General features: G+C 61.1%; 21 protein-coding genes. 12 read left to right on the top strand and 9 right to left on the bottom strand.

Annotated elements, in window-relative coordinates:
• Window position 1 precedes the first annotated feature (1 nt).
• A complete protein-coding gene (locus tag QLG03_RS22360; protein ID WP_044522925.1) occupies window positions 2–988 on the bottom strand; it encodes a D-threonate 4-phosphate dehydrogenase in 987 nt (328 codons plus the stop codon).
• Window positions 981–2,216 carry a four-carbon acid sugar kinase family protein gene (locus QLG03_RS22355; RefSeq protein WP_255987511.1) on the bottom strand — a complete coding sequence of 412 codons (1,236 nt, stop codon included), beginning with the start codon at window positions 2,214–2,216 and terminating at the stop codon, window positions 981–983. Before QLG03_RS22355 ends, QLG03_RS22360 begins: the two co-directional genes overlap by 8 nt.
• A gap of 184 nt (window positions 2,217–2,400) precedes the next feature.
• Between QLG03_RS22355 and QLG03_RS22350 the strand changes: the two genes are divergently transcribed.
• The 6 genes from QLG03_RS22350 to QLG03_RS22325 all read left to right on the top strand — a co-directional run bounded on the left by QLG03_RS22350 (window position 2,401) and on the right by QLG03_RS22325 (window position 8,248).
• Complete coding sequence (locus QLG03_RS22350; protein WP_255987510.1) at window positions 2,401–3,549, top strand: iron-containing alcohol dehydrogenase; 1,149 nt, start codon at window positions 2,401–2,403, stop codon at window positions 3,547–3,549.
• Between the two features lie 14 nt (window positions 3,550–3,563).
• Window positions 3,564–4,448 (top strand): dihydrodipicolinate synthase family protein, encoded by an 885-nt coding sequence (locus QLG03_RS22345; protein WP_023289628.1) that lies wholly within the window; start codon window positions 3,564–3,566, stop codon window positions 4,446–4,448.
• Window positions 4,449–4,524: 76 nt separating this feature from the next.
• Window positions 4,525–5,934, top strand: a complete 1,410-nt coding sequence (locus QLG03_RS22340; RefSeq protein WP_023289627.1) for a sodium:solute symporter family protein — start codon at window positions 4,525–4,527, stop codon at window positions 5,932–5,934.
• 3 nt (window positions 5,935–5,937) lie between these two features.
• On the top strand, window positions 5,938–7,104 hold the full coding sequence (locus QLG03_RS22335) for an exo-alpha-sialidase (RefSeq protein ID WP_255987509.1): 1,167 nt from the start codon (window positions 5,938–5,940) through the stop codon (window positions 7,102–7,104).
• The gene (locus QLG03_RS22330) at window positions 7,101–7,574 is read left to right on the top strand and encodes a YhcH/YjgK/YiaL family protein (protein WP_048297479.1); all 474 of its coding nucleotides are present in this window, start codon (window positions 7,101–7,103) and stop codon (window positions 7,572–7,574) included. The genes QLG03_RS22335 and QLG03_RS22330 overlap by 4 nt, the downstream gene beginning before the upstream one ends.
• On the top strand, window positions 7,571–8,248 hold the full coding sequence (locus tag QLG03_RS22325) for an SDR family oxidoreductase (RefSeq protein ID WP_048297478.1): 678 nt from the start codon (window positions 7,571–7,573) through the stop codon (window positions 8,246–8,248). The genes QLG03_RS22330 and QLG03_RS22325 overlap by 4 nt, the downstream gene beginning before the upstream one ends.
• Before the next feature lie 50 nt (window positions 8,249–8,298).
• Here QLG03_RS22325 and QLG03_RS22320 read toward each other — a convergent pair whose 3' ends face one another.
• A complete protein-coding gene (locus tag QLG03_RS22320; RefSeq protein WP_255987508.1) occupies window positions 8,299–9,090 on the bottom strand; it encodes a PhzF family phenazine biosynthesis protein in 792 nt (263 codons plus the stop codon).
• Between the two features lie 201 nt (window positions 9,091–9,291).
• On the opposite strand from QLG03_RS22320, the gene QLG03_RS22315 reads away from it, so the two are divergent.
• The gene (locus QLG03_RS22315) at window positions 9,292–10,491 is read left to right on the top strand and encodes a sugar transporter (RefSeq protein ID WP_255987507.1); all 1,200 of its coding nucleotides are present in this window, start codon (window positions 9,292–9,294) and stop codon (window positions 10,489–10,491) included.
• A gap of 69 nt (window positions 10,492–10,560) precedes the next feature.
• Here the strand turns inward: QLG03_RS22315 and QLG03_RS22310 are convergent, their stop codons facing one another.
• Window positions 10,561–11,229: a MarC family NAAT transporter gene (locus QLG03_RS22310; RefSeq protein ID WP_004205969.1), complete on the bottom strand. Its 669-nt coding sequence runs from the start codon at window positions 11,227–11,229 to the stop codon at window positions 10,561–10,563.
• A gap of 261 nt (window positions 11,230–11,490) precedes the next feature.
• Here QLG03_RS22310 and marR point away from each other — a divergent pair, with 261 nt between their 5' ends.
• From marR to marB, 3 genes are read left to right on the top strand one after another with little or no spacing between them, the layout of a single operon-like run.
• Entirely contained in the window at window positions 11,491–11,925 is a 435-nt protein-coding gene (marR, locus tag QLG03_RS22305; RefSeq protein ID WP_004143563.1) for a multiple antibiotic resistance transcriptional regulator MarR, read from the top strand.
• A 20-nt stretch (window positions 11,926–11,945) separates the two neighbouring features.
• A complete protein-coding gene (gene marA, locus QLG03_RS22300) occupies window positions 11,946–12,326 on the top strand; it encodes an MDR efflux pump AcrAB transcriptional activator MarA (RefSeq protein WP_004205971.1) in 381 nt (126 codons plus the stop codon).
• Window positions 12,327–12,360: 34 nt separating this feature from the next.
• Window positions 12,361–12,579, top strand: coding sequence for a multiple antibiotic resistance protein MarB (marB, locus tag QLG03_RS22295; RefSeq protein WP_032452772.1), 219 nt, complete (start codon window positions 12,361–12,363; stop codon window positions 12,577–12,579).
• A 48-nt stretch (window positions 12,580–12,627) separates the two neighbouring features.
• Here marB and eamA read toward each other — a convergent pair whose 3' ends face one another.
• Window positions 12,628–13,527, bottom strand: a complete 900-nt coding sequence (gene eamA / locus QLG03_RS22290; RefSeq protein WP_023289620.1) for an O-acetylserine/cysteine exporter — start codon at window positions 13,525–13,527, stop codon at window positions 12,628–12,630.
• 195 nt (window positions 13,528–13,722) lie between these two features.
• Here eamA and ydeE point away from each other — a divergent pair, with 195 nt between their 5' ends.
• Both ydeE and QLG03_RS22280 read left to right on the top strand, forming a co-directional pair.
• Window positions 13,723–14,919, top strand: a complete 1,197-nt coding sequence (gene ydeE / locus QLG03_RS22285; RefSeq protein ID WP_032452770.1) for an efflux MFS transporter YdeE — start codon at window positions 13,723–13,725, stop codon at window positions 14,917–14,919.
• 129 nt (window positions 14,920–15,048) lie between these two features.
• Window positions 15,049–15,531 carry a helix-turn-helix domain-containing protein gene (locus QLG03_RS22280; protein ID WP_255987504.1) on the top strand — a complete coding sequence of 161 codons (483 nt, stop codon included), beginning with the start codon at window positions 15,049–15,051 and terminating at the stop codon, window positions 15,529–15,531.
• A gap of 33 nt (window positions 15,532–15,564) precedes the next feature.
• Here the strand turns inward: QLG03_RS22280 and urtE are convergent, their stop codons facing one another.
• The 4 genes from urtE to urtB are packed head-to-tail and all read right to left on the bottom strand — an operon-like array spanning window position 15,565 to window position 19,717.
• The gene (gene urtE, locus QLG03_RS22275; protein WP_065812502.1) at window positions 15,565–16,263 is read right to left on the bottom strand and encodes an urea ABC transporter ATP-binding subunit UrtE; all 699 of its coding nucleotides are present in this window, start codon (window positions 16,261–16,263) and stop codon (window positions 15,565–15,567) included.
• A gap of 9 nt (window positions 16,264–16,272) precedes the next feature.
• Window positions 16,273–17,070, bottom strand: a complete 798-nt coding sequence (gene urtD, locus QLG03_RS22270; RefSeq protein WP_023289616.1) for an urea ABC transporter ATP-binding protein UrtD — start codon at window positions 17,068–17,070, stop codon at window positions 16,273–16,275.
• Window positions 17,070–18,143 carry an urea ABC transporter permease subunit UrtC gene (gene urtC / locus QLG03_RS22265; protein ID WP_255987500.1) on the bottom strand — a complete coding sequence of 358 codons (1,074 nt, stop codon included), beginning with the start codon at window positions 18,141–18,143 and terminating at the stop codon, window positions 17,070–17,072. The genes urtD and urtC overlap by 1 nt, the downstream gene beginning before the upstream one ends.
• Window positions 18,143–19,717 carry an urea ABC transporter permease subunit UrtB gene (gene urtB / locus QLG03_RS22260; protein WP_048334859.1) on the bottom strand — a complete coding sequence of 525 codons (1,575 nt, stop codon included), beginning with the start codon at window positions 19,715–19,717 and terminating at the stop codon, window positions 18,143–18,145. Before urtB ends, urtC begins: the two co-directional genes overlap by 1 nt.
• Window positions 19,718–19,735 lie beyond the last annotated feature (18 nt).

The following is a 19,735-nucleotide window of genomic DNA, read 5'->3' as shown; positions in this document are numbered from 1 at the left end:
GTTATTCCTGCGCGATCTGCATGGCGAGCTCAATGGAGGTTGCCATGCTCTCAGACTTCGCTTTACCTGTCCAGGCAATATCAAACGCGGTGCCATGATCCGCAGAGGTGCGGATAAACGGCAGCCCGGCGGTGATATTGACCCCATCATAGAATCCCAGCAGCTTCAGCGGAATATGCCCCTGGTCGTGATACATCGCCACGACCATGTCGTACATCCCCTCATGACACTGCATAAACACCGTGTCCGGCGGACAGGGGCCGGTTACCTCCACTCCCTGCTCCCGCATGGCGGCAACCGCGGGGGCGACGATGCGGATCTCTTCATCGCCAAACAGGCCGTTCTCCCCGGCGTGCGGGTTCACGCCGGCGACCGCAATGCGCGGACGCTGATAGCCGACGCGGCGCAGAAAGCGATCCGCCACGCCGATCACTGTCTCGATCCGCGGCTGGTTGAGGGTGTCAAGGAACTGGCGCAGGGCGATATGGGTGGTGATATGGATAACCTTAAGCTTTTCGGTGTACAGCACCATGGCGTAATCGGTGGTTTGCGTCAGGTGGGCCAACAGTTCCGTATGACCGGGAAAAGCATGCCCCGCCAGATGCAGCGCCTCTTTATTCAACGGCGCGGTGGCGATGGCCGCGACGGCGCCCTCCAGCGCGAGGCGGGTCGCCCGCTTAATGCAGCGAAACGCCAGATCCCCGGCCTGGGCCTGCACTTCGCCAGGACGCAACCCCTGCGGGTCGCTCAGCGGCTCATCGATGACGTTAATCGTCGCCGGGGCAAAGCTTGCCTCGGCGGGATGATCAATGATGCGTAGCTCCGCCCGCGGGGTGATGTTTAACGCCAGGATACGCCGCAGCGTCTGCGCGCAGCCCACCACCACCACCGGCGCGCCGCTCAGCGCTCCTTCGGCGAGGGATTTGATGATAATCTCCGGACCAATCCCTGCCGGGTCGCCCATTGTGACTGCAATGATGTTAGACACTCAGTTTCTCCTCAATAAAATTCACAACATGTAATAGCGTGGTGTCGGTGCCGAATCCTCCGGCTTTAGTCATCACCGGCCGCGACCAGCGGCCGCCGAGGAAGTATCCGTATGGGACGCACTCCGCGACCCGGCCGCGGATCTGAAAACCGGTGGCGCCGAGCGCCTGAGCCACGGCGATGGCCACATCGCCACCGGAGAGATACAGCGCGCCAGGGGGGCACAGCGCCACCGCCTGTGCCGTAACGTCGGCAAGCCAGGCGCAGATGTGCTCCCCGTAGGCGGCACGGCTGAGACCGCGTTCGCGGCACTGGGCTTCAATCCCGTGCCGGACGGCGTTATTCGGGCGGGTGGTCACCACGCAGTGATCACCCTCACGCAGCACCTCGGCGATCCGCGAGGCTTCCTCCTTCGGCGATCCGCTAAAGGCCTGTTCGACATCAATTTCGATCTTTCTCACTCGGGAATGAGCCTGCAGCGCCGCGACCTGGCGCTGCGCCATCTCGCTCATCGAGCCGACCACCGCCAGCAGCGGCCCCTGCTCGCTGCGGCGCAGGCGGCGCGCCAGCGCCTCGCAAAGGCCTGCCGAGCCGACCAGCAGGGTCTCCTGCGCATGAGGAGCGACGGCGTCAATCACCTGGTCCAGATGGCTGTCTTCCCAGGCGTCGATAATCAGTACCTGCCTCGCTTCGCCTGCCGTCGCTAACGCTCCCGGAAGCTGGGCGGCGCTCAGCGACCGGCTCGGCAGCCGGCTCTGCATGGCGAGAATGCCGGCAATATCCGCCCGGCTAACCGGCGTCTTCGGATCGCTGGCAAATTCGGTGTGATCGAGGGGTATCCCGTGTACATAGCAGCGTCCGTCCCGGGTATGCCGCCCGGCCGCCGGGTAAGCCGGCGCCACAACCGCCACCCGGCAGCCCTGCGCCGTCATCATCGCTTCCAGTTCGGCGCCGGGGTTGCCGCGCAGCGTGGAGTCGATCTTCTTTATCTGCCAGCGCGGGGCGAATCGCGCCGCGCCGCGCAGCAGAGCGGTGACCTTGTCGGCGGCCGCGCCGGCGGTCATCGCCCGGCTGTCGCTGTTGAGTATTAACGCCCGGGCGGATGACGCTTGCCCGGCGGAGAATGCCACTTCTACCGACATACCCGCCTCCGCCAGGCTGACCCCGGCGTCATTGGCTCCGGTAAAGTCATCTGCCAGCACCAGCACGCTGTTATTGCCGTCTTTCATTGTCCTGCCTTGTGGTCGTTGTAAACGTTGCAAACCTGAAATTGATTATATTCAATCATATTTGATTAAATGTGAGCAAGCTCAAGTTATTAAACCGCCGTATAAATTATAACTTTTCCCCACCAGACGAGTAGAACAACTCGTGAATGATTGAATTCAATCAACCACTACCAAGGAGAAACGCGTGGCGACGATACACAGCACGATCATCAGCGGGGCTGGCGCCTCATCGGCCCTGCTCCCGCTGCTGGCAGATAAAACCCGTATCCTGCTGGTGACCGATCAGAACGTCGGGGCGCTGGAGGCGACCCGGGCGATCCATCGCCTGCTGGCGGCTGACGGGCGCCAGGTTGAGGTCATTAACAGTGTGCCTGCCGAGCCCAGTCATCAGGATGTGGCGGAGATCGTCAGCCAGCTGGGCGCTTCTCAACCGCAGATGGTCGTCGGCATTGGCGGCGGGAGCGTACTGGACGTGGCGAAACTGCTGTCGGTGCTGCTGCATCCGCAAGCCCCCACTCTGACGGCCCTGCTGGCGGGTGAACAGCCGCAACGACGGCTATGCTCCCTGCTGATCCCTGCCACCGCCGGGACCGGCTCCGAAGCAACGCCGAACGCTATTCTGGCGATCCCCGAGCAGCAGACCAAAGTGGGGATCATCTCCCCGGTGCTGCTCCCGGACTACGTCGCCCTGCTGCCGGAGCTGACCACCAGCATGCCGGCCAGCATCGCAGCCTCGACCGGGATCGATGCTCTGTGCCATCTGCTGGAGTGTTTCACCTCCACCGTGGCCAACCCGGTAAGCGATAACGCGGCGTTAATCGGTTTACACAAGCTGGTGCGTTATATCGAACGCTCGGTGGATCAGCCGCAGGACCTGACGGCGAAGCTGGAGATGCTCTGGGCCTCGTGGTACGGCGGCGCGGCGATCAACTATGCCGGCACCCATCTGGTGCATGCGCTCTCCTATCCGCTCGGCGGCACCTGGCACCTGCCGCACGGGGTGGCCAACGCCATTCTGCTGGCGCCCTGCATGCGGGTGGTCCGCCCCCACGCGGTGGCGAAGTTCGCTCAGGTCTGGGATCTGATCCCCGACGCGGACCTCACCCTCAGCGAGGAAGAGAAATCCCATGCGCTGGTGGCATGGCTGGCGGCGCTGGTCAAACGCTTACCGCTGCCCGATAACCTCGCCGCGCTCGGCGTTCCCGCAGACAGCATCCCCGCCCTCAGCGCGGCGGCGCAGAACGTTAAACGCCTGATGAATAACGCCCCCTGCAGCGTCAGCCGTGAAGAGATCGCGGCTATCTACCAGACGCTGTTTCCGGAACATGCCTAACAGGAGAAAATCAAATGAGGAGAGCCATTAGCGGCGTACTCACCGCCATCGTTACCCCCTTTACCACAGAGGGAGCCCTTAACCTGCCAGCGCTGCAGCAGCAGGTGCAGCGCCAGATCGCCGCGGGCAACGGCATATTCTGCGGCGGCACCAACGGCGAGTTTTTTGTCCTCAATGAGGAAGAGAAGATCGCCGTCGCCAGAACCTGCGTGGAGGCGGCCGCCGGTCGCGCGCCGGTGGTAGCCCACATCGGGGAGGTTTCCACGCGGGAGACTCGCCGGCTTGGCCAGCAGATCGCCCGCCTCGGGGTTGACGCGGTATCGGCCATTACCCCGTGGTTCGTGCCCCTGAAGCAGGATGAGCTGATAAACCACTATACGGCGATCGCCGACGCGCTGAGCGTCCCGCTCTTTCTTTACAACATTCCCGCCCGCACCGGTAACACCCTTGCGCCGGAGACAGCGCGTAAGCTGGCGCAGCACGACAATATCATTGGCATCAAGGATAGCGCCGGCAGCTACGACAGTCTGAAAGGCTTTCTTGACGCGGTACGCGACATTGACGGTTTCGACGTTCTCAACGGCCCGGACTCGCTTATCCATCAGGGGTTTGTCGACGGCTGCTCAGCCTGCATCTCGGGGCTTGCCAACGTCGCGCCTGCCGAGATCAACGCTATCTGGTCGCTGTTCCATGCTGGAGATATCGCCGGATCGCGCCAGGCGCAGGAGCGGGTAACGGGCCTGCGCACCGACCTGTACAAGGTAGCGTTCTCACCCGCGGCGGTGAAAAAAGCGCTGCAGCTGATGGGCCATGAGGTGGGCGACAGCCGCTACGCGGTGCAGTTTAGTGACCAGCAGCTGCAGGAAATACGCGGCATCATTGCCCGTTATTTAGCGTAATACCCGCTGCGTTTCGTAAATAAAACAGACCGGGTACCGCCGTACCCAGGATTCGTACGCCCAGAGAGAGGCTAAGATGAATCATTTTACCGCTGAAGATACCTTTATTATTGTCGGCATTGTCATTGCCTATATTCTGTTTACCACCTGGCTGACATTCCGTATTCGTAGTAAGAATTCCGGGGATTTTATGGAAGGCTCGCGCGCCATGCCGGCCTTTATTGTCGGTATATTACTGATGTCGGAATATATTGGCGCCAAATCAACCATCGGTACCGCTCAGGCCGCCTTTGAGAGCGGAATTGCCGCCTCATGGTCCGTGCTGGGGGCGGCCATCGGCTTCCCGCTGTTCGGTTTGATTCTGGTAAAGCGCATCTATAACACCGGGAAAATCACCATATCCGGGGCTATCGCTGAGAAATATGGCACCAGTACCAAAAATATTATCTCCCTGATCATGATTTATGCGCTGTTGCTGGTTAACGTGGGCAACTACGTCAGCGGCGCCGCGGCTATTTCCACCGTCTTAAAAGTCAACTTACCCGTGGCCGCCTTTATTACCGCCATCGTCAGTACCTTCTATTTCGCCTTCGGCGGCATGAAAGGCGTCGCCTGGGTCACCATGTTACACAGCGCGTTAAAATACGCTGGTCTGCTGATCATTCTGGGTTTTGCTCTATCCAAAACCGGCGGCTTCACGCCGATGATTGAGAAGATGCCGGATTACTACTGGACGTGGGATGGCAACATTGGCGCTGGCACTATCTTCGCCTGGCTTATCGGCACTATCGGCTCCATCTTCTGCACCCAGTTTGTTATCCAGGCGATCAGCTCCACCAAAGACGTCCGGTCAGCAAAGCGCTCCACGTGGATCGCCTTCTTTTTCTGCCTGCCCATCGCCCTTGCCATCGCCATCATCGGCGTGGCGGCGAAGTATCTGCATCCAGAAATCAACAGCCTGTACGCCCTGCCGGTATTTCTGCAGGACATGAATCCCTGGCTGGCGGGACTCGTGACAACGTCACTTGTGGCCTCGATATTCGTCAGCGTAAGTACCGTTGCTCTGGCCATTGCCTCGCTGGTGGTGAAAGATTTCTACGTGCCATGGCGTAACCCAACTCCGGATCAGGAGTTCAGAGCCACGCGCTGGGCATCGTTAATTATCGGCTTCCTGCCGCTGATCTTTGTGCTGCTGGTGCCGGAAGTGCTGAAACTCTCCTTCTTCACCCGCGCCATCCGCCTGTCCATTACCGTAGTGGCGGTCATCGCCTTCTATGCCCCCTTCTTCAGGAGCACCCGCGGCGCCAATGCCGGTCTGATCGGCGCCTGCGTGGTGACCTCCGTCTGGTATTTACTTGGCGATCCGTTCGGCATCAATAACATGTATGTCGCCCTGGCGACCCCGGCGATCATCATGGTCATCGATCGCCTGATCCCGAATAAATCACAATCATCCCCTGCCCCTGTTGAGCAACGTGGAGTCTAAAACATGTCCGCAATTCCTTCTTTCGACGGCGTCATTCGCCAGCACCAGCAAGATGAACATATCGCATGGGCGATGCTCCCCAGCGCCTGCCCGCAAAATCATGCCGCCAACCTGCTTCAGCTGGAAGATGGCAGCCTGATGTGCGTCTGGTTCGGCGGCTCCCAGGAGGGGAAAGCCGACATTTCGATCTGGGGTTCGCGGTTAGCCCCCGGCAGCGATCGCTGGAGCGAAGCGGTTAAGCTCTCCGACGATCCTGACCGCTCGGAACAAAATCCGGTGCTGTTTCAGGCGCCGGACCAAGTAGTGTGGCTGTTATGGACGGCGCAATTCGCCGGCAACCAGGATACCGCCATTGTGCGCTACCGCCAGTCACACGACGGCGGGCAAAGCTGGGGACCCATCGATACCCTGTTGGATCAGCCCGGTACCTTTATTCGCCAGCCGATTAGCATCATGCCTGACGGCAGCTGGCTGCTGCCGGTGTTTTACTGCCGCACTGCACCCGGCGAGAAATGGGTGGGTAACAATGACGTCAGCGCGGTGAAGATCTCCTCCGACGGCGGCAGAAGCTGGCGCGACGTGGCGGTCCCGGAGAGTCTTGGCTGCGTCCATATGAGCATCACCGCGCATCCCGACGGCGGACTGGCGGCCTTCTTTCGCAGTCGCTGGGCGGATCACATCTGGTTCAGCCGCTCCAGCGACCAGGGTGAAAGCTGGTCTGCGCCGGTGCCAACGACGCTGCCGAACAACAACTCGTCCATTCAGGCGACGACTCTCGACAATGGCGAACTGGCGCTGGTGTTTAATAATATGAGCGCCGCCGGGGCCACCGAACGCCGAGCCTCACTGTACGATGAAATTGCGGATGACGATGGCCGTAAGGAGCCGGAAACAACCGGAAAAAGCGCCTTCTGGGGCGCGCCCCGCGCGCCGATGACGGTGGCGATCTCGCCTGACGGCGGCAAAAGCTGGCCGTGGCTGCGTAATCTTGACGAGGGCGACGGCTACTGCATGACCAATAATTCGGAGCAGAAGCTGAACCGGGAGTTCTCCTACCCCAGCATCAAACAGGGAGCAGACGGTAATTTGCATATCGCCTACACCTGGTACCGCCAGGCGATCAAGTATGTTCGCGTTTCGCCACAGTGGGTGAAAGGAGAAAGCGCATGATTATCGGTACCCTGCAGGCGCTGCACCAGGCTGGTCTGCCGCCGGCGTTAAAGCAGCTTTTGAGCAGCGAGGCCTGTTCGCTGGCCGCCCTGAGCGCCAGAGAGGATGGCCGCTTCCAGCCCGACGGCGCGCCGTGGTTCTGCACCCTCGGCGTGGCGCAAACCCAGCCTGCGGCCGAGCGGCATACGGAATATCATCGCCAGTGGGCGGATATTCAGGTCATCCTGGCCGGCGAGGAGCGGATCCAGGCGGGCATGGCTGCCGTGATGCGCCCGCAGGATAATGAGCTTAAGCCCGACCTCTATCTCTGTCAGCCGGCCCCGGAGAGTGTCTCTATTCTGCTGCGTCCCGGCGACTTCGCGGTCTTTTACCCCGGCGAACCGCACCAGGCGCTGTGTGCGGTTTCGACGCCAGCGCCGGTCAGAAAGGCAGTATTCAAGATACCGGCAGCGATGCTGGAGGCGCAATGAAGCGGGCCATAGTCACCGGGGCCAGTTCCGGGATCGGCGCCGCGGTGGTGAGGCAATTGCTGGAGGACGGCTGGCAGGTGGTCGGCATGAGCCGTTCGCTGCCGCCCTTCTCACAGCCGAACTTTCGCCATCTGGAGGTCGATGTCAGCCAACGCAGCGCGCTGCTGGCGGCGCTGGAACAGATTGAGCCTCCTCAGGCCATCATCCACGCCGCGGGTTCGATGACCGCCGCGCCTCTGGGCAATCTTGATCCACTGCGCGGCGAGTCGCTGTGGCGTTTACATGTCGACGCGGCCCAAACGCTGGTCAATCACTTCGCCCCGGCCATGGAGCCGGGCGGGAGGGTTGTTCTGCTGGGAAGCCGAACATCACGAGGCGCAGCGGGTCGTTCCCAGTATACGGCCACCAAAGCGGCGCTGGTCGCCCTTGCCAGAAGCTGGGCGGCAGAGCTGGCGCCCGCAGGGGTGACGGTCAACGTGGTGGCGCCCGGGGCAACCGATACGCCGATGCTCCATCAGCCTGGCAGGGAAAGCTCTCCGCCGCGGCTGCCGCCGCTGGGGCGGCTCATTACCCCGCAGGAGGTGGTCTCGCTGATAAGCTGGTTATTGAGTGAGGGCGCATCGGCGATGACCGGACAGGAGCTGGTGATGTGCGGTGGCGCCTCCCTTGCCTGATGACGCACGCCGCGCCGTCCCCGGACAACGGAACGACGCGGCGGTGAGGATTAACGTAAATAGACAGTCCCGCGCAGATAGGTGGTGGCCTGGCCGCCGATCAGCACCCGGTCGCCCTGCCACTGGCAGCGCAGATCCCCGCCGCGGGCGGAGACCTGGCGCGCCATCATGGTGGTTTTCCCCAGCTTGTCGCCCCACCAGGGGATCAGCATGCTGTGGGCGGAGCCGGTCACCGGATCCTCCGGCACCCCTTCTCCCGGGCAGAAGAAGCGGCTGACAAAGTCATATTCCTCATCCGGCGCGCTCACGCAGATCATTTTGCCGAGCGTCTGCAGGCGCGCCATGTCCGGTTGCACCGCTTCAACCTGCCGGCGATCCGCCAGCAGCACCAGATAATCGCGCCCTTCCCGTACCTCGACGGCCGCCTCGAGGCCCAGTCCGGCCAGCAGGTCCGCCGGCGGATTGGCCACCGGGGTGGTCGTCCACGCCGGGAAGTCGAGCGTCAGCCAGTCGCCGCTGCGGGTCACCCGCAGGTCGCCGACAAAACGGGTGCTAAAGGTAATCGTCGCCGAGGGATGGTCGAGATATTCAAAAATAACGTGCGCCGTCACCAGGGTGGCGTGGCCGCAGAGGTTGATCTCGCCAAGGGTGGTAAACCAGCGCAGCTCATAGCCTTCGTCGGTGCGGACGAAGAACGCCGTTTCGGACTGGTTATGCTGTTGGGCCATTTTCAGCAGCACATCGTCGGCTAACCACTCGCTGAGGGGGCAAACGGCCGCGGCATTGCCGCCGAAGTTTTTATCGCTGAAAGCATCGACCAGATAAAATTGTATTTCCTGCATACACTGTCCTTACTTTTTTTACTTTCCTTCAACATGACATAAAAGCGCCCCCCTGACACTATCCATAGCAAAATTAATTGCTTAACCGCACCTGGCCGTTTGCAGTGAAATGAGATGCAGATCACAAAATGATTGTCTTTTCGCCAGCAAACGTTTTAAGATCAGCGTCACATCTTCCCCTGAATCACCAGTCCAGAGCTTATGACTACGAATACGGTCTCACGCAAGGTAGCGTGGCTACGTGTCGTGACGTTGGCCATCGCCGCGTTTATTTTTAACACCACAGAATTTGCCCCGGTCGGTCTGCTGTCGGATATTGCCGACAGCTTCGGCATGGAAACCGCCCAGGTGGGCATGATGCTGACCATCTACGCATGGGTGGTGGCGTTAATGTCGCTGCCGTTTATGCTGCTGACCAGCAAAGTGGAGCGTCGGCGGTTGCTCATCGGCCTGTTTATTCTGTTTATCGCCAGCCATGTGCTGTCGTTCTTTGCATGGAATTTTGACGTGCTGGTCATCAGCCGCATCGGCATCGCCTTCGCCCATGCGGTGTTCTGGTCGATAACGTCGGCGCTGGCCATCCGCATGGCGCCCCCGGGCAAACGGGCGCAGGCGCTGAGCCTGATCGCCACCGGTACCGCGCTGGCGATGGTGTTTGGCATTCCGATCGGCCGCATCATAGGCCAGTATTTTGGCTGGCGGATGACCTTCCTGGCGATCGGCCTCGGCGCCTTAGCCACTCTGGCATGCCTGGTGAAACTGCTGCCGACGCTGCCGAGCGAACACTCAGGCTCGCTGAAAAGCCTGCCGGTGCTGCTCCGTCGCCCGGCGCTGGTCAGCGTGTACATTCTGACCGTGGTGGTGGTGACCGCCCATTATACCGCCTACAGCTATATCGAACCCTTCGTCCAGACGGTGGCGGGTCTGAGCGGCAATTTTGCCACCGTACTGCTGCTGATCCTCGGCGGGGCCGGGATTATCGGCAGCATTCTGTTCGGCAAGCTCGGTAACCAGCACGCTTCGGGGCTGATAAGCCTCGCCATCGGCCTGCTGCTGGCCTGTCTGCTGCTGCTTTTGCCGGCCTCGCATAACCCGCACCACCTGATGCTGCTCAGCATCTTCTGGGGGGTGGCGATCATGATTATCGGTCTCGGCATGCAGGTGAAAGTGCTGGCCTCCGCCCCGGACGCCACCGACGTCGCCATGTCGCTGTTCTCGGGCATCTTTAACATCGGCATTGGCGCCGGCGCGCTGGTAGGCAGCCAGGTGAGTCTGCACCTCTCTATGGCCTCCATCGGCTACATCGGCGCCATCCCGGCGCTGGCAGGCCTGATCTGGGCCCTGCTGATCTTCCGTCGCTGGCCGGTATCGCTGGAAGAGCACCAGCCGCACCACTCTTGATTGAGCCGCAAAAAAAAAGCCCGTCGGTATCGCTCCGGCGGGCTTTTGTCTCTCTGCGCATCACCGCGGTCAGGGATGCCAGGTCGAAATAATCTCCAGCACGCCGTTAATAATGAACTGCACGCCCATGCAGACCAGCAGGAAGCCCATCAGCCGCGAAATGGCCTCAATGCCGCCTTTGCCTACCAGACGCATAATCGCCCCCGAACTGCGCAGGCAACCCCAGAGAATGATCGCCAACAGGGCAAAGATAATCGGCGGCGCCGCCAGCACCACCCACTCCGGGAAGTCCACGCCGTGCTTCACGGTTGAGGCGGAACTGATGATCATCGCGATGGTGCCCGGACCGGCGGTGCTTGGCATCGCCAGCGGCACAAAGGCGATATTGGCGGTTGGCTCATCCTGTAGCTCTTCCGATTTGATCTTCGCTTCCATCGAATCGTGGGCTTTTTGCTGGGGGAACAGCATGCGGAAACCGATAAAGGCCACAATCAACCCCCCGGCGATACGCAGCCCAGGTATTGATATGCCGAATGTATTCATCACCACCTGGCCGGCATACCACGACACCATCAGGATGGCGAAGACATACACCGAAGCCATCAACGCCTGTTTGTTCCGCTCGGCGTTGTTCATATTGCCCGCCAGGCCAAGGAACAGCGCCACGGTAGTCAGCGGATTCGCCAGCGGTAACAGCACCGCCAGGCCGAGCCCTATCGCTTTAAACAAATCAAACATAGTTAAAAAAAGCCCCGTAAATATTCATTTTTTAAGGATGGTTTCACGCCGTGAGTATACCGGCTTCAACAATTCCAACGCCAGCCTGCTGATAAATCACCTTCGCCAAAAATTAACAAGCGTTAGAAAATTCACAAACAGTGACCCGTGTCGAATTTTCTTGTTTTAGCAAATCGTGGCATCGGCCAATTCATAATGTTGACTTATGATTGCCTGGGCAATAGTATCACTCGCAACTAAATCATTGCCTGGGCAACCATCATGAAAAGTACCAGCGACCTGTTCAACGAGATGATCCCGCTGGGCCGCTTGATCCAGATGGTTAACCAGAAAAAAGATCGCCTGCTCAATGACTACCTCTCACCCATGGATATTACCGCGACCCAGTTCCGGGTGCTCTGTTCCATTCGTTGCGAGGTATGTATTACCCCCGTTGAGCTGAAAACCGTGCTTTCCGTCGACCCGGGCGCGATGACGCGTATGCTCGACCGCCTGGCGTGTAAAGGCTGGATTGAACGGTTACCCAACCCCGCTGACAAGCGCGGCGTGCTGGTGCAGTTGACGCCAGACGGCGCAGCCCTTTGCGAGCAGTGTCATCAGGTTGTGGGTCAGAAGTTACACCAGGAGTTAACAAAAAATCTGTCGGCGGACGAAGTCGCCATGCTTGAGCAACTCCTCAAGAAGGTCCTGCCGTAAAAATAAGAAGAGGTAAGATGATGTCCAGACGTAATAATGACGCCATCACTATCCATAGTATTTTGTCGTGGATCGAGGATAACCTGGAATCGCCCCTGTCGCTGGAAAAAGTGTCTGAGCGCTCAGGTTACTCCAAGTGGCACCTGCAACGTATGTTTAAGAAAGAGACCGGCCATTCCCTCGGCCAGTACATCCGCAGCCGTAAGCTGACGGAGATTGCGCAAAAGCTCAAGCAGAGCAATGAGCCAATCCTGTACCTGGCGGAACGCTACGGTTTCGAATCGCAGCAGACCCTGACGCGAACGTTTAAAAACTATTTCGATGTTCCGCCCCACAAATATCGCATAACGAATGTACCTGGCGAATCCCGCTATCTGCATCCGCTAAATAACTGTTGTTAATCGCCTGCATTATTAAAGACGTATTGAGGAAATCATGAAACTATTCGCTGCCGCAGCCATCGTCGTTATGTCGCTGGCATCCAGCTTCAGCTATGCGGAGCAAACCACCACGCCGGTGCGGCAAAACCAGCGTGACACAATGATTATCCCTTCGGAACATAACGACTCGCCGTTTGATTTCAATCATATGGCGGCCGGCAATGATAAATCTGACGAACTTGGCGTGCCGTACTACCAGCAGCACGACCTGTGATGCCATTACACGCATACTTGTGTATAGCCCCGTCTCCGGGGCTTTTTTTTACCCGCGCGCCATGCCCGGCCGCACCAGACGCAGACCGAAAACGTTGATATAGAGCCCGGCCATGATCAGCGCCGCCCCGGCGAGCTGCAGCCCGCTCAGCGTCTCTCCCAGCAGCAGCGCGGCGCTGGCCATCCCCACCACCGGCACCAGCAGCGACAGCGGCGCCACCCGCCAGGTTTCATACCGCCCCAGCAGCGAGCCCCAGATACCGTAGCCGACAATAGTGGCGATAAACGCCAGGTAAAGCAGCGAGAGAACCGTCAGCACATCGATCTGGCGCAGACTCGCCAGCATCAACTGCGGGCCATCGATCAGCCACGAGGCGAGCATAAACGGCAGCACCGGGATCAATGCGCTCCACACCACCAGCGACATGATCGGCGGCCGGGTCGCCTGGGACATGATTTTTTTGTTAAAAATATTGCCGCAGGCCCAGCTGAGCGCCGCCGCCAGGGTCAGCATAAAGCCCACCAGCGGGACATGTTCCCCTCCGAGGCTCCCCTCCACCAGCACCAGCACGCCGAAGATCGCCAGAGCGATCCCCGCCAGCTGCTTGCCCTGCAGGCGTTCGCCAAAGACGAAGGCGCCGAGGATGATGGTAAAGAAGGCTTGCGCCTGCAGAACCAGCGACGCCAGCCCCGCCGGCATGCCCAGGCCGATAGCGCAGAACAGAAAGGCAAACTGGCCAAAGCTAATGGTCAGGCCATAGCCCAACAGCAGGCGCAACGGAATGGCTGGCCGGGCGACAAACAGCAGCGCTGGAAAGGCCACCAGCATAAAGCGCAGGCCCGCCAGCATCAGCGGCGGCATATTGTGCAATCCCAGCTTAATCACCACGAAGTTAAGCCCCCACACCACCACTACCAGCAGCGCCAGCAGTCCATCTTTCCTCGTCATACCCCTGCCTCTGTCGTTATTAGAATTTTTGTGAACAAAATCAAAGTAGCGAAAAAGCGGCCGCCAGGATAGATCATTATTTTTGGCAGGTTCAGAAGTGCCGATCGCGACCGGGGCGACCTGTACAAGGCGTGATGACCGTGTTATTTGTGATCGAAGACATAAAATTATAACAACATGACAGGCAAGGAAATCATGATCACCACACTCCGGCGCTCCACCATCGCGCTGCTGGCATCGTCGTTACTGTTGACTATCGGCCGCGGGGCCACACTGCCGTTTATGACCATCTACCTCACCCGACGCTATCAGCTGGAGGTGGATGTGATCGGCTACGCCCTGTCGCTGGCCCTGGTGGTCGGCGTGCTGTTCAGCATGGGCTTTGGCATCCTCGCGGACAAGTTCGACAAAAAGCGCTATATGGTGTGGTCAGTGCTGGTATTTATCCTCGGTTTCAGCGCGATACCGCTGGTCCATAACGCGACCCTGGTGGTGATCTTCTTTGCGCTGATCAACTGCGCCTATTCGGTCTTTTCCACCGTACTGAAAGCCTGGTTCGCCGACCGGCTGACGGCGGAGAAAAAAGCGCGCATCTTCTCGCTGAACTACACCATCCTCAACATCGGCTGGACCGTCGGGCCGCCTATCGGCACGCTGCTGGTGATGCACAGCATTAATCTGCCCTTCTGGCTGGCGGCGGCCTGCGCCGCCTTCCCGCTGGTGTTTATTCAGCTGTTTCTCCAGCGGGATGGGGCCGCCGCCGCCCAGCCGGGAGCTGCCGCCTGGACGCCTTCGGTGCTGCTGCGCGACCGCGCGCTGCTGTGGTTTACCTGTTCCGGGCTGCTGGCCTCCTTCGTCGGCGGCGCCTTCGCCTCCTGTATCTCGCAGTACGTGCTGGTGGTCGCCAGCAGCGACTTCGCAGAGAAAGTCGTGGCCGTAGTGCTGCCGGTTAACGCCGCGGTGGTCGTCGCCCTGCAGTACGCCGTTGGCCGGCGGCTGAGCGCGAGAAATATCCGCCCGCTGATGACCTTCGGTACCGTCTGCTTTGTGATCGGCCTCGTGGGCTTTATGTTCTCCGGCGCCAGCCTGTGGGCGTGGGGGATCTCGGCGGCGATCTTCACCCTTGGCGAGGTGATTTATGCCCCCGGCGAGTATATGCTGATTGACCATATCGCCCCGCCGGGAATGAAGGCCAGCTACTTCTCCGCTCAGTCGCTGGGATGGCTGGGCGCGGCCTTCAACCCGATGTTCACCGGGTTGATCCTCACCCATCTGCCGCACTGGTCGCTGTTTGTCATTCTTATCGTGGCTATTGTCGCCGCCTGGCTGATGATTTTCCGGGGGATCAATGCCCGTCCCTGGCAGCCGGATTCTCCGCTGGCCAGGGCCTGACGCCAGCTGACATGCGGCTGTCAGGTTACTGTCGGGCCGTTGTCGGGTCGCTGTCGTGGTGGCTGGCGGCCCGCTTTTCCATACTCCATCACAGGTTTACATCCGCAGAACGTCATGGAGCATATGAATATGAACAGCATCAATCAGGTCAAACAATTACGGCTGCAGCGCGCCTGGTCCCAGGAACAGCTGGCCGAAATGGCGGGGCTCAGCGTCCGCACGATCCAGCGCATTGAGAATGGCGAACGCCCGGGGCTGGAGACCCTCAGCGCCCTCGCCGCGGTCTTTGAGGTGACGGTGGCCGAGATCGGCGGCGAAGCCTCGCGGGAGGGCGCGCCGGGTCCGCAAGCTTCGCTGGATCTGCGTATAGAGGAAGCGAAAGCGCGGGTGCAGCAGGAGAGTCGCTTTTTTCGTTCGCTGTCGGTGGCGCTGGTGGTCTGCGTGCTGCTGACGGTGCTCAACCGGTACACGAACCCGCAGTACTACTGGTCCGGCTGGGTCGCCCTGATCTGGGGCGCTCTGCTGGTGGTGAGAGGATTACGTCTGTTCGTCTTTGGCGAATGGATCAAAAACTGGCGCCAGGCGCGCCTGCAGCGGCTGCTGCGTAAATAGCATGGAAACCGGCGGCGCGCGCCGCCGGCCCGATCAGATAGTCACCAGGGCGCGCACGCCGTCGGTTTCCATATCTCCGCCCTTTCCCTGCTGGACGATGGAGCCGCGCGACATCACCAGGTAGTGGTCCGCCAGCCCGGCGGCAAAGTCATAGAATTGCTCCACCAGCAGAATGGCCATATCCCCGCGACTCGCCAGTTGACGGATCACCTCGCCAATCTCTTTGATGACCGAGGGCTGGATCCCCTCGGTGGGCTCATCGAGGATCAGCAGCTGCGGACGGCTGGCCAGCGCGCGGCCGATCGCCAGCTGCTGCTGCTGACCGCCGGATAAGTCACCGCCCCGCCGCTGCTTCATGGTCTTGAGCACCGGGAAAAGCTGGTAAATCTCCTCCGGCACCTGCTGCGCCTCGCGGGCGGGAAAGCGCGACAGCCCCATCAGCAGGTTTTCTTCCACCGTCAGGCGGGGAAAAATCTCGCGTCCCTGGGGGACGTAGGCCACCCCGGCCTGCACCCGCTGGTGCGGTTTACGGTGGGTGATGTTCTGATCCTGCCAGCGCACCTCGCCGCTACGCGCCGGAATAAGCCCCATCAGACATTTCAGCAACGTGGTCTTACCGACGCCGTTGCGCCCCAGCAGGCAGGTAACCTCGCCCTGACGGGCGGTAAAATCCACCCCGCGCAAGATGTGGCTCCCGCCGTAGTACTGATGTAACTGACTCACCTGTAACATTGGCGCTCCTTAACGTCCCAGATAAACTTCAATGACCTGCTCATTGGCCTGCACCTCCCGCAGCGACCCCTCCGCCAGCACCTGGCCCTGATGCAGGACCGTCACCCGGTCGGCGATGGTCTCGACAAACCCCATGTCGTGCTCCACCACCATCAGGGAGTGCTGTCCGGCCAGCGTGCGAAACAGCTCCGCGGTATATTCGGTTTCCGCATCGGTCATGCCGGCCGCTGGCTCATCAAGCAGCAGCAGATGCGGTTCCTGCACCAGCAGCATGCCGATCTCAAGAAACTGTTTCTGGCCATGGGACAGCAGACCCGCCTGGCGGTAGCGTTCGCCGTCGAGGCGCAGCAGGCGCAGCACCTCATTCAGCCGATCGTCCTGTTCGCTGCTCAGCCGGGCGCGCAGGCTGGCCCACACCGATTTATCCCCCTTCATCGCCAGGGCGAGATTTTCCGCCACCGTCAGCGCTTCGAAGACCGTCGGCTTTTGAAACTTGCGCCCGATACCCTGGCGGGCGATGGCCACCGGGTCGAGAGTGGTCAGATCCACCGACTGGTCATAGATCGCTTTGCCGCTCTGCGGCCGGGTTTTGCCGGTGATCACGTCCATCAGGGTGGTCTTGCCCGCGCCGTTGGGGCCGATCACGCAGCGCAACTCGCCGACGCCTATCGCCAGCGACAGATCCGTCAGCGCCCGGAAACCGTCAAAGCTGACGTTAATGTTCTCCAGCTGCAGTACCGGGTCGGTTTGCGCACGGAAGCGATCTCCGGGCAGCTGGCGGGTAAACAGTCCTTCATCCGGTTGCATTAGCGGTCTCCTCGACGCAGCAGCCCCATCACCCCGCGGGGTAAAAACTGGGTCACGATGATGAACATGAGGCCAAGAAACAGCTGCCAGTACTCCGGCATCGCCACGGTGAAAATGCTTTTCGCGCCATTGACCAGCCCGGCGCCAAGCACCGGGCCGATCAGGGTGCCGCGCCCGCCGAGCGCCACCCAGATGGCGGCCTCGATGGAGTTGGTCGGCGACATTTCGCTGGGGTTGATGATCCCCACCTGCGGGACGTATAACGCCCCCGCCAGGCCGCAGAGCACCGCCGACAGCGTCCACACCAGCAGCTTGAAGCCGCGCGGGTCGTACCCGCAGAACATCAGGCGGTTCTCGGCATCCCGCACCGCGGTGAGGATGCGGCCAAACTTACTCTGCGCCAGCGCCGAGCCCAGCCACAGGGTCAGCAACAGCAGCAGGACCGTGGCCATAAACAGCGCCGCCCGGGTGCCGGTGGCGGTGACCGGAAAGCCCAGCAGCGTGGTAAATCCGGTGAAGCCGTTGTTACCGCCAAACCCGGTCTCGTTGCGAAAGAACAGCAGCATACCGGCATAGGTCAAGGCCTGGGTCATGATCGAGAAATAGACCCCTTTGATCTTCGAGCGGAAGGCGAACCAGCCGAAAACCAGCGCCAGCAGGCCGGGAACCAGCACCACCAGCGCCATCGCCCAGGCGAAATGCTGCGTGCCCCACCAGAACCAGGGCAGCTCGTCCCAGGAGAGAAAAGACATGAACGCCGGCAGACCGTCCCCCGCCGCCTGGCGCATCAGGTACATGCCCATGGCGTACCCGCCGAGGGCAAAGAAAATCCCGTGGCCAAGGGATAGCATACCCGCGTAGCCCCAGACCAGATCCAGCGCCACCGCCACGATGGCGTAGCAGAGGATTTTGCCGCTCAGAGTCAGCAGCCAGCTCGGCACCGCCAGCGGATGGGAGGCCGGCAGCAGCGCCAGGAATGGCATGCTCAGCAGCCCCAGCACTAACAGGCCCCCCAGCCAGCGCAGAGGCCGCGGCGCGCGCTGCGCCAGCGTTAAGGTAATGGGTTGGCTCATCAGTCAATCACCCTCCCTTTCAACGCGAACAGGCCCTGCGGGCGTTTCTGAATAAACAGAATAATCATCACCAAGATCAGGATCTTGCCCAGCACCGCGCCCATCTGAGGTTCAAGAATTTTGTTGAAAATGCCCAGCCCAAAGGCTGCCGCCACGCTGCCGGCCAGCTGGCCGACGCCGCCCAGGACCACCACCAGGAACGAGTCGATGATATAGCCCTGACCCAGCTCCGGGCCGACGTTGCCAAGCTGCGACAGCGCCACGCCGCCCAGCCCGGCAATACCGGATCCGAGACCAAAGGCCAGCATATCCACCCGCCCGGTAGGCACGCCGCAGCAGGCGGCCATCGCCCGGTTCTGCGTCACGGCGCGGACGTTCATTCCGAGGCGGGTGCGGTTCAGGATGAGCCAGGTGAAGCACAGCACCAGCAGGACGAACGCCAGCACCGCCAGCCGGTTCCACGGCAGGATCAGGTTCGGCAGGACCTGCACGCCGCCGGAGAGCCAGGCGGGGTTCGCCACCTCCACGTTCTGCGCGCCGAACAGCATCCGCACCAGCTGAATAAGCATCAGGCTGATCCCCCAGGTGGCGAGCAGCGTCTCCAGCGGCCGACCATACAGATGACGAATAATGGTGCGCTCGAGCGCCATGCCGATCCCGGCGGTGACCAGGAAGGCCACCGGCAGCGCGACCAGCGGATAAAAGGCCAGCCACTGCGGCGCGAGCTGCGCCAGGACCTGCTGTACCAGCCAGCAGCTGTAGGCGCCGATCATCAGCATCTCGCCATGGGCCATGTTAATCACCCCCAGCAGGCCGTAGGTGATCGCCAGCCCCAGCGCGGCCAGCAGCAGCACCGAGCCCAGCGACAGCCCCATAAAGGCCTGGCCCAGCAGATCGCCGAGCAGCAGACGATGTTTGATCTTTTGCAGGCTGTCGCTGGCCGCCTCGCGCACCGCCGCATCCGGCTCATGCTGGGCATCGGTAAAGGGGATCAGCAGCGCCTGGGTTTCCGGGTCCGCGGAATGGCCGAGCAGCGTCACCGCGGCCAGCCGCGCGCTGGCCTCAGGCTGAGTCAACTGCAGGCGCGCCAGCGCCACCTCCAGCAGGCCCCGCACATTATCATCGCTTTCCGCCTTCAGCCGCTGCTGCAGCAGAGCGGCCATGGCCGGGGTCGCTTCCCGCTGCAGGGTGCGCGCCGCGGACGCTCGCTCTGTGACGTTGTCACTTAAAATAAGATGGCTGGCCAGCGCGCCGGCAGCCAGATTGCGCAGGCGGTTGGTCAGACGGACCGGCCGGGTGTCGCCCTGCGGCGCGGCGGCGGCGCCCAGCGGTTGTAAGCCGCCCTGTCGGGCGCGGAAGGCATGTTTTCCGTCGTCCATCACCAGGCTCTCGCTGGTTAACGCCCGCAGCAACGGCAGGCGATCCGCCTGCGGCGCTGCCGCCCACTGGGTCAACAGCTGCGCCTGCTGGCTGCGGCTGGCGGCGACGAAATCATCCGCCTCCGCGGCCTGCGCCCGCCATGGCAGCAAGCTCAGCAGCAGCGCCAACACACTCATGAGACGCAATGCGTTCATGTCGTTCTCCTCTGGTCA

This window comes from Klebsiella sp. V115_8 (assembly GCF_029967715.1).
Lineage (GTDB): Bacteria > Pseudomonadota > Gammaproteobacteria > Enterobacterales > Enterobacteriaceae > Klebsiella > Klebsiella quasipneumoniae.
This window is presented reverse-complemented; position numbering and strand designations above follow the sequence as displayed.

Excerpts from the sequence above, each read along its gene's own strand:
- urtC (WP_255987500.1), bottom strand. The coding sequence starts at position 18,143 with ATGAGCCAACCCATTACCTTAACGCTGGCGCAGCGCGCGCCGCGGCCT.
- QLG03_RS22335 (WP_255987509.1), top strand. The coding sequence starts at position 5,938 with ATGTCCGCAATTCCTTCTTTCGACGGCGTCATTCGCCAGCACCAGCAA.
- QLG03_RS22330 (WP_048297479.1), top strand. The coding sequence starts at position 7,101 with ATGATTATCGGTACCCTGCAGGCGCTGCACCAGGCTGGTCTGCCGCCG.
- urtE (WP_065812502.1), bottom strand. The coding sequence starts at position 16,263 with ATGTTACAGGTGAGTCAGTTACATCAGTACTACGGCGGGAGCCACATC.
- QLG03_RS22280 (WP_255987504.1), top strand. The coding sequence starts at position 15,049 with ATGAACAGCATCAATCAGGTCAAACAATTACGGCTGCAGCGCGCCTGG.
- QLG03_RS22345 (WP_023289628.1), top strand. The coding sequence starts at position 3,564 with ATGAGGAGAGCCATTAGCGGCGTACTCACCGCCATCGTTACCCCCTTT.
- QLG03_RS22320 (WP_255987508.1), bottom strand. The coding sequence starts at position 9,090 with ATGCAGGAAATACAATTTTATCTGGTCGATGCTTTCAGCGATAAAAAC.
- marA (WP_004205971.1), top strand. The coding sequence starts at position 11,946 with ATGTCCAGACGTAATAATGACGCCATCACTATCCATAGTATTTTGTCG.
- QLG03_RS22340 (WP_023289627.1), top strand. The coding sequence starts at position 4,525 with ATGAATCATTTTACCGCTGAAGATACCTTTATTATTGTCGGCATTGTC.
- marR (WP_004143563.1), top strand. The coding sequence starts at position 11,491 with ATGAAAAGTACCAGCGACCTGTTCAACGAGATGATCCCGCTGGGCCGC.
- QLG03_RS22325 (WP_048297478.1), top strand. The coding sequence starts at position 7,571 with ATGAAGCGGGCCATAGTCACCGGGGCCAGTTCCGGGATCGGCGCCGCG.
- QLG03_RS22315 (WP_255987507.1), top strand. The coding sequence starts at position 9,292 with ATGACTACGAATACGGTCTCACGCAAGGTAGCGTGGCTACGTGTCGTG.
- eamA (WP_023289620.1), bottom strand. The coding sequence starts at position 13,527 with ATGACGAGGAAAGATGGACTGCTGGCGCTGCTGGTAGTGGTGGTGTGG.
- QLG03_RS22355 (WP_255987511.1), bottom strand. The coding sequence starts at position 2,216 with ATGAAAGACGGCAATAACAGCGTGCTGGTGCTGGCAGATGACTTTACC.
- QLG03_RS22310 (WP_004205969.1), bottom strand. The coding sequence starts at position 11,229 with ATGTTTGATTTGTTTAAAGCGATAGGGCTCGGCCTGGCGGTGCTGTTA.
- urtD (WP_023289616.1), bottom strand. The coding sequence starts at position 17,070 with ATGCAACCGGATGAAGGACTGTTTACCCGCCAGCTGCCCGGAGATCGC.
- marB (WP_032452772.1), top strand. The coding sequence starts at position 12,361 with ATGAAACTATTCGCTGCCGCAGCCATCGTCGTTATGTCGCTGGCATCC.
- urtB (WP_048334859.1), bottom strand. The coding sequence starts at position 19,717 with ATGAACGCATTGCGTCTCATGAGTGTGTTGGCGCTGCTGCTGAGCTTG.
- ydeE (WP_032452770.1), top strand. The coding sequence starts at position 13,723 with ATGATCACCACACTCCGGCGCTCCACCATCGCGCTGCTGGCATCGTCG.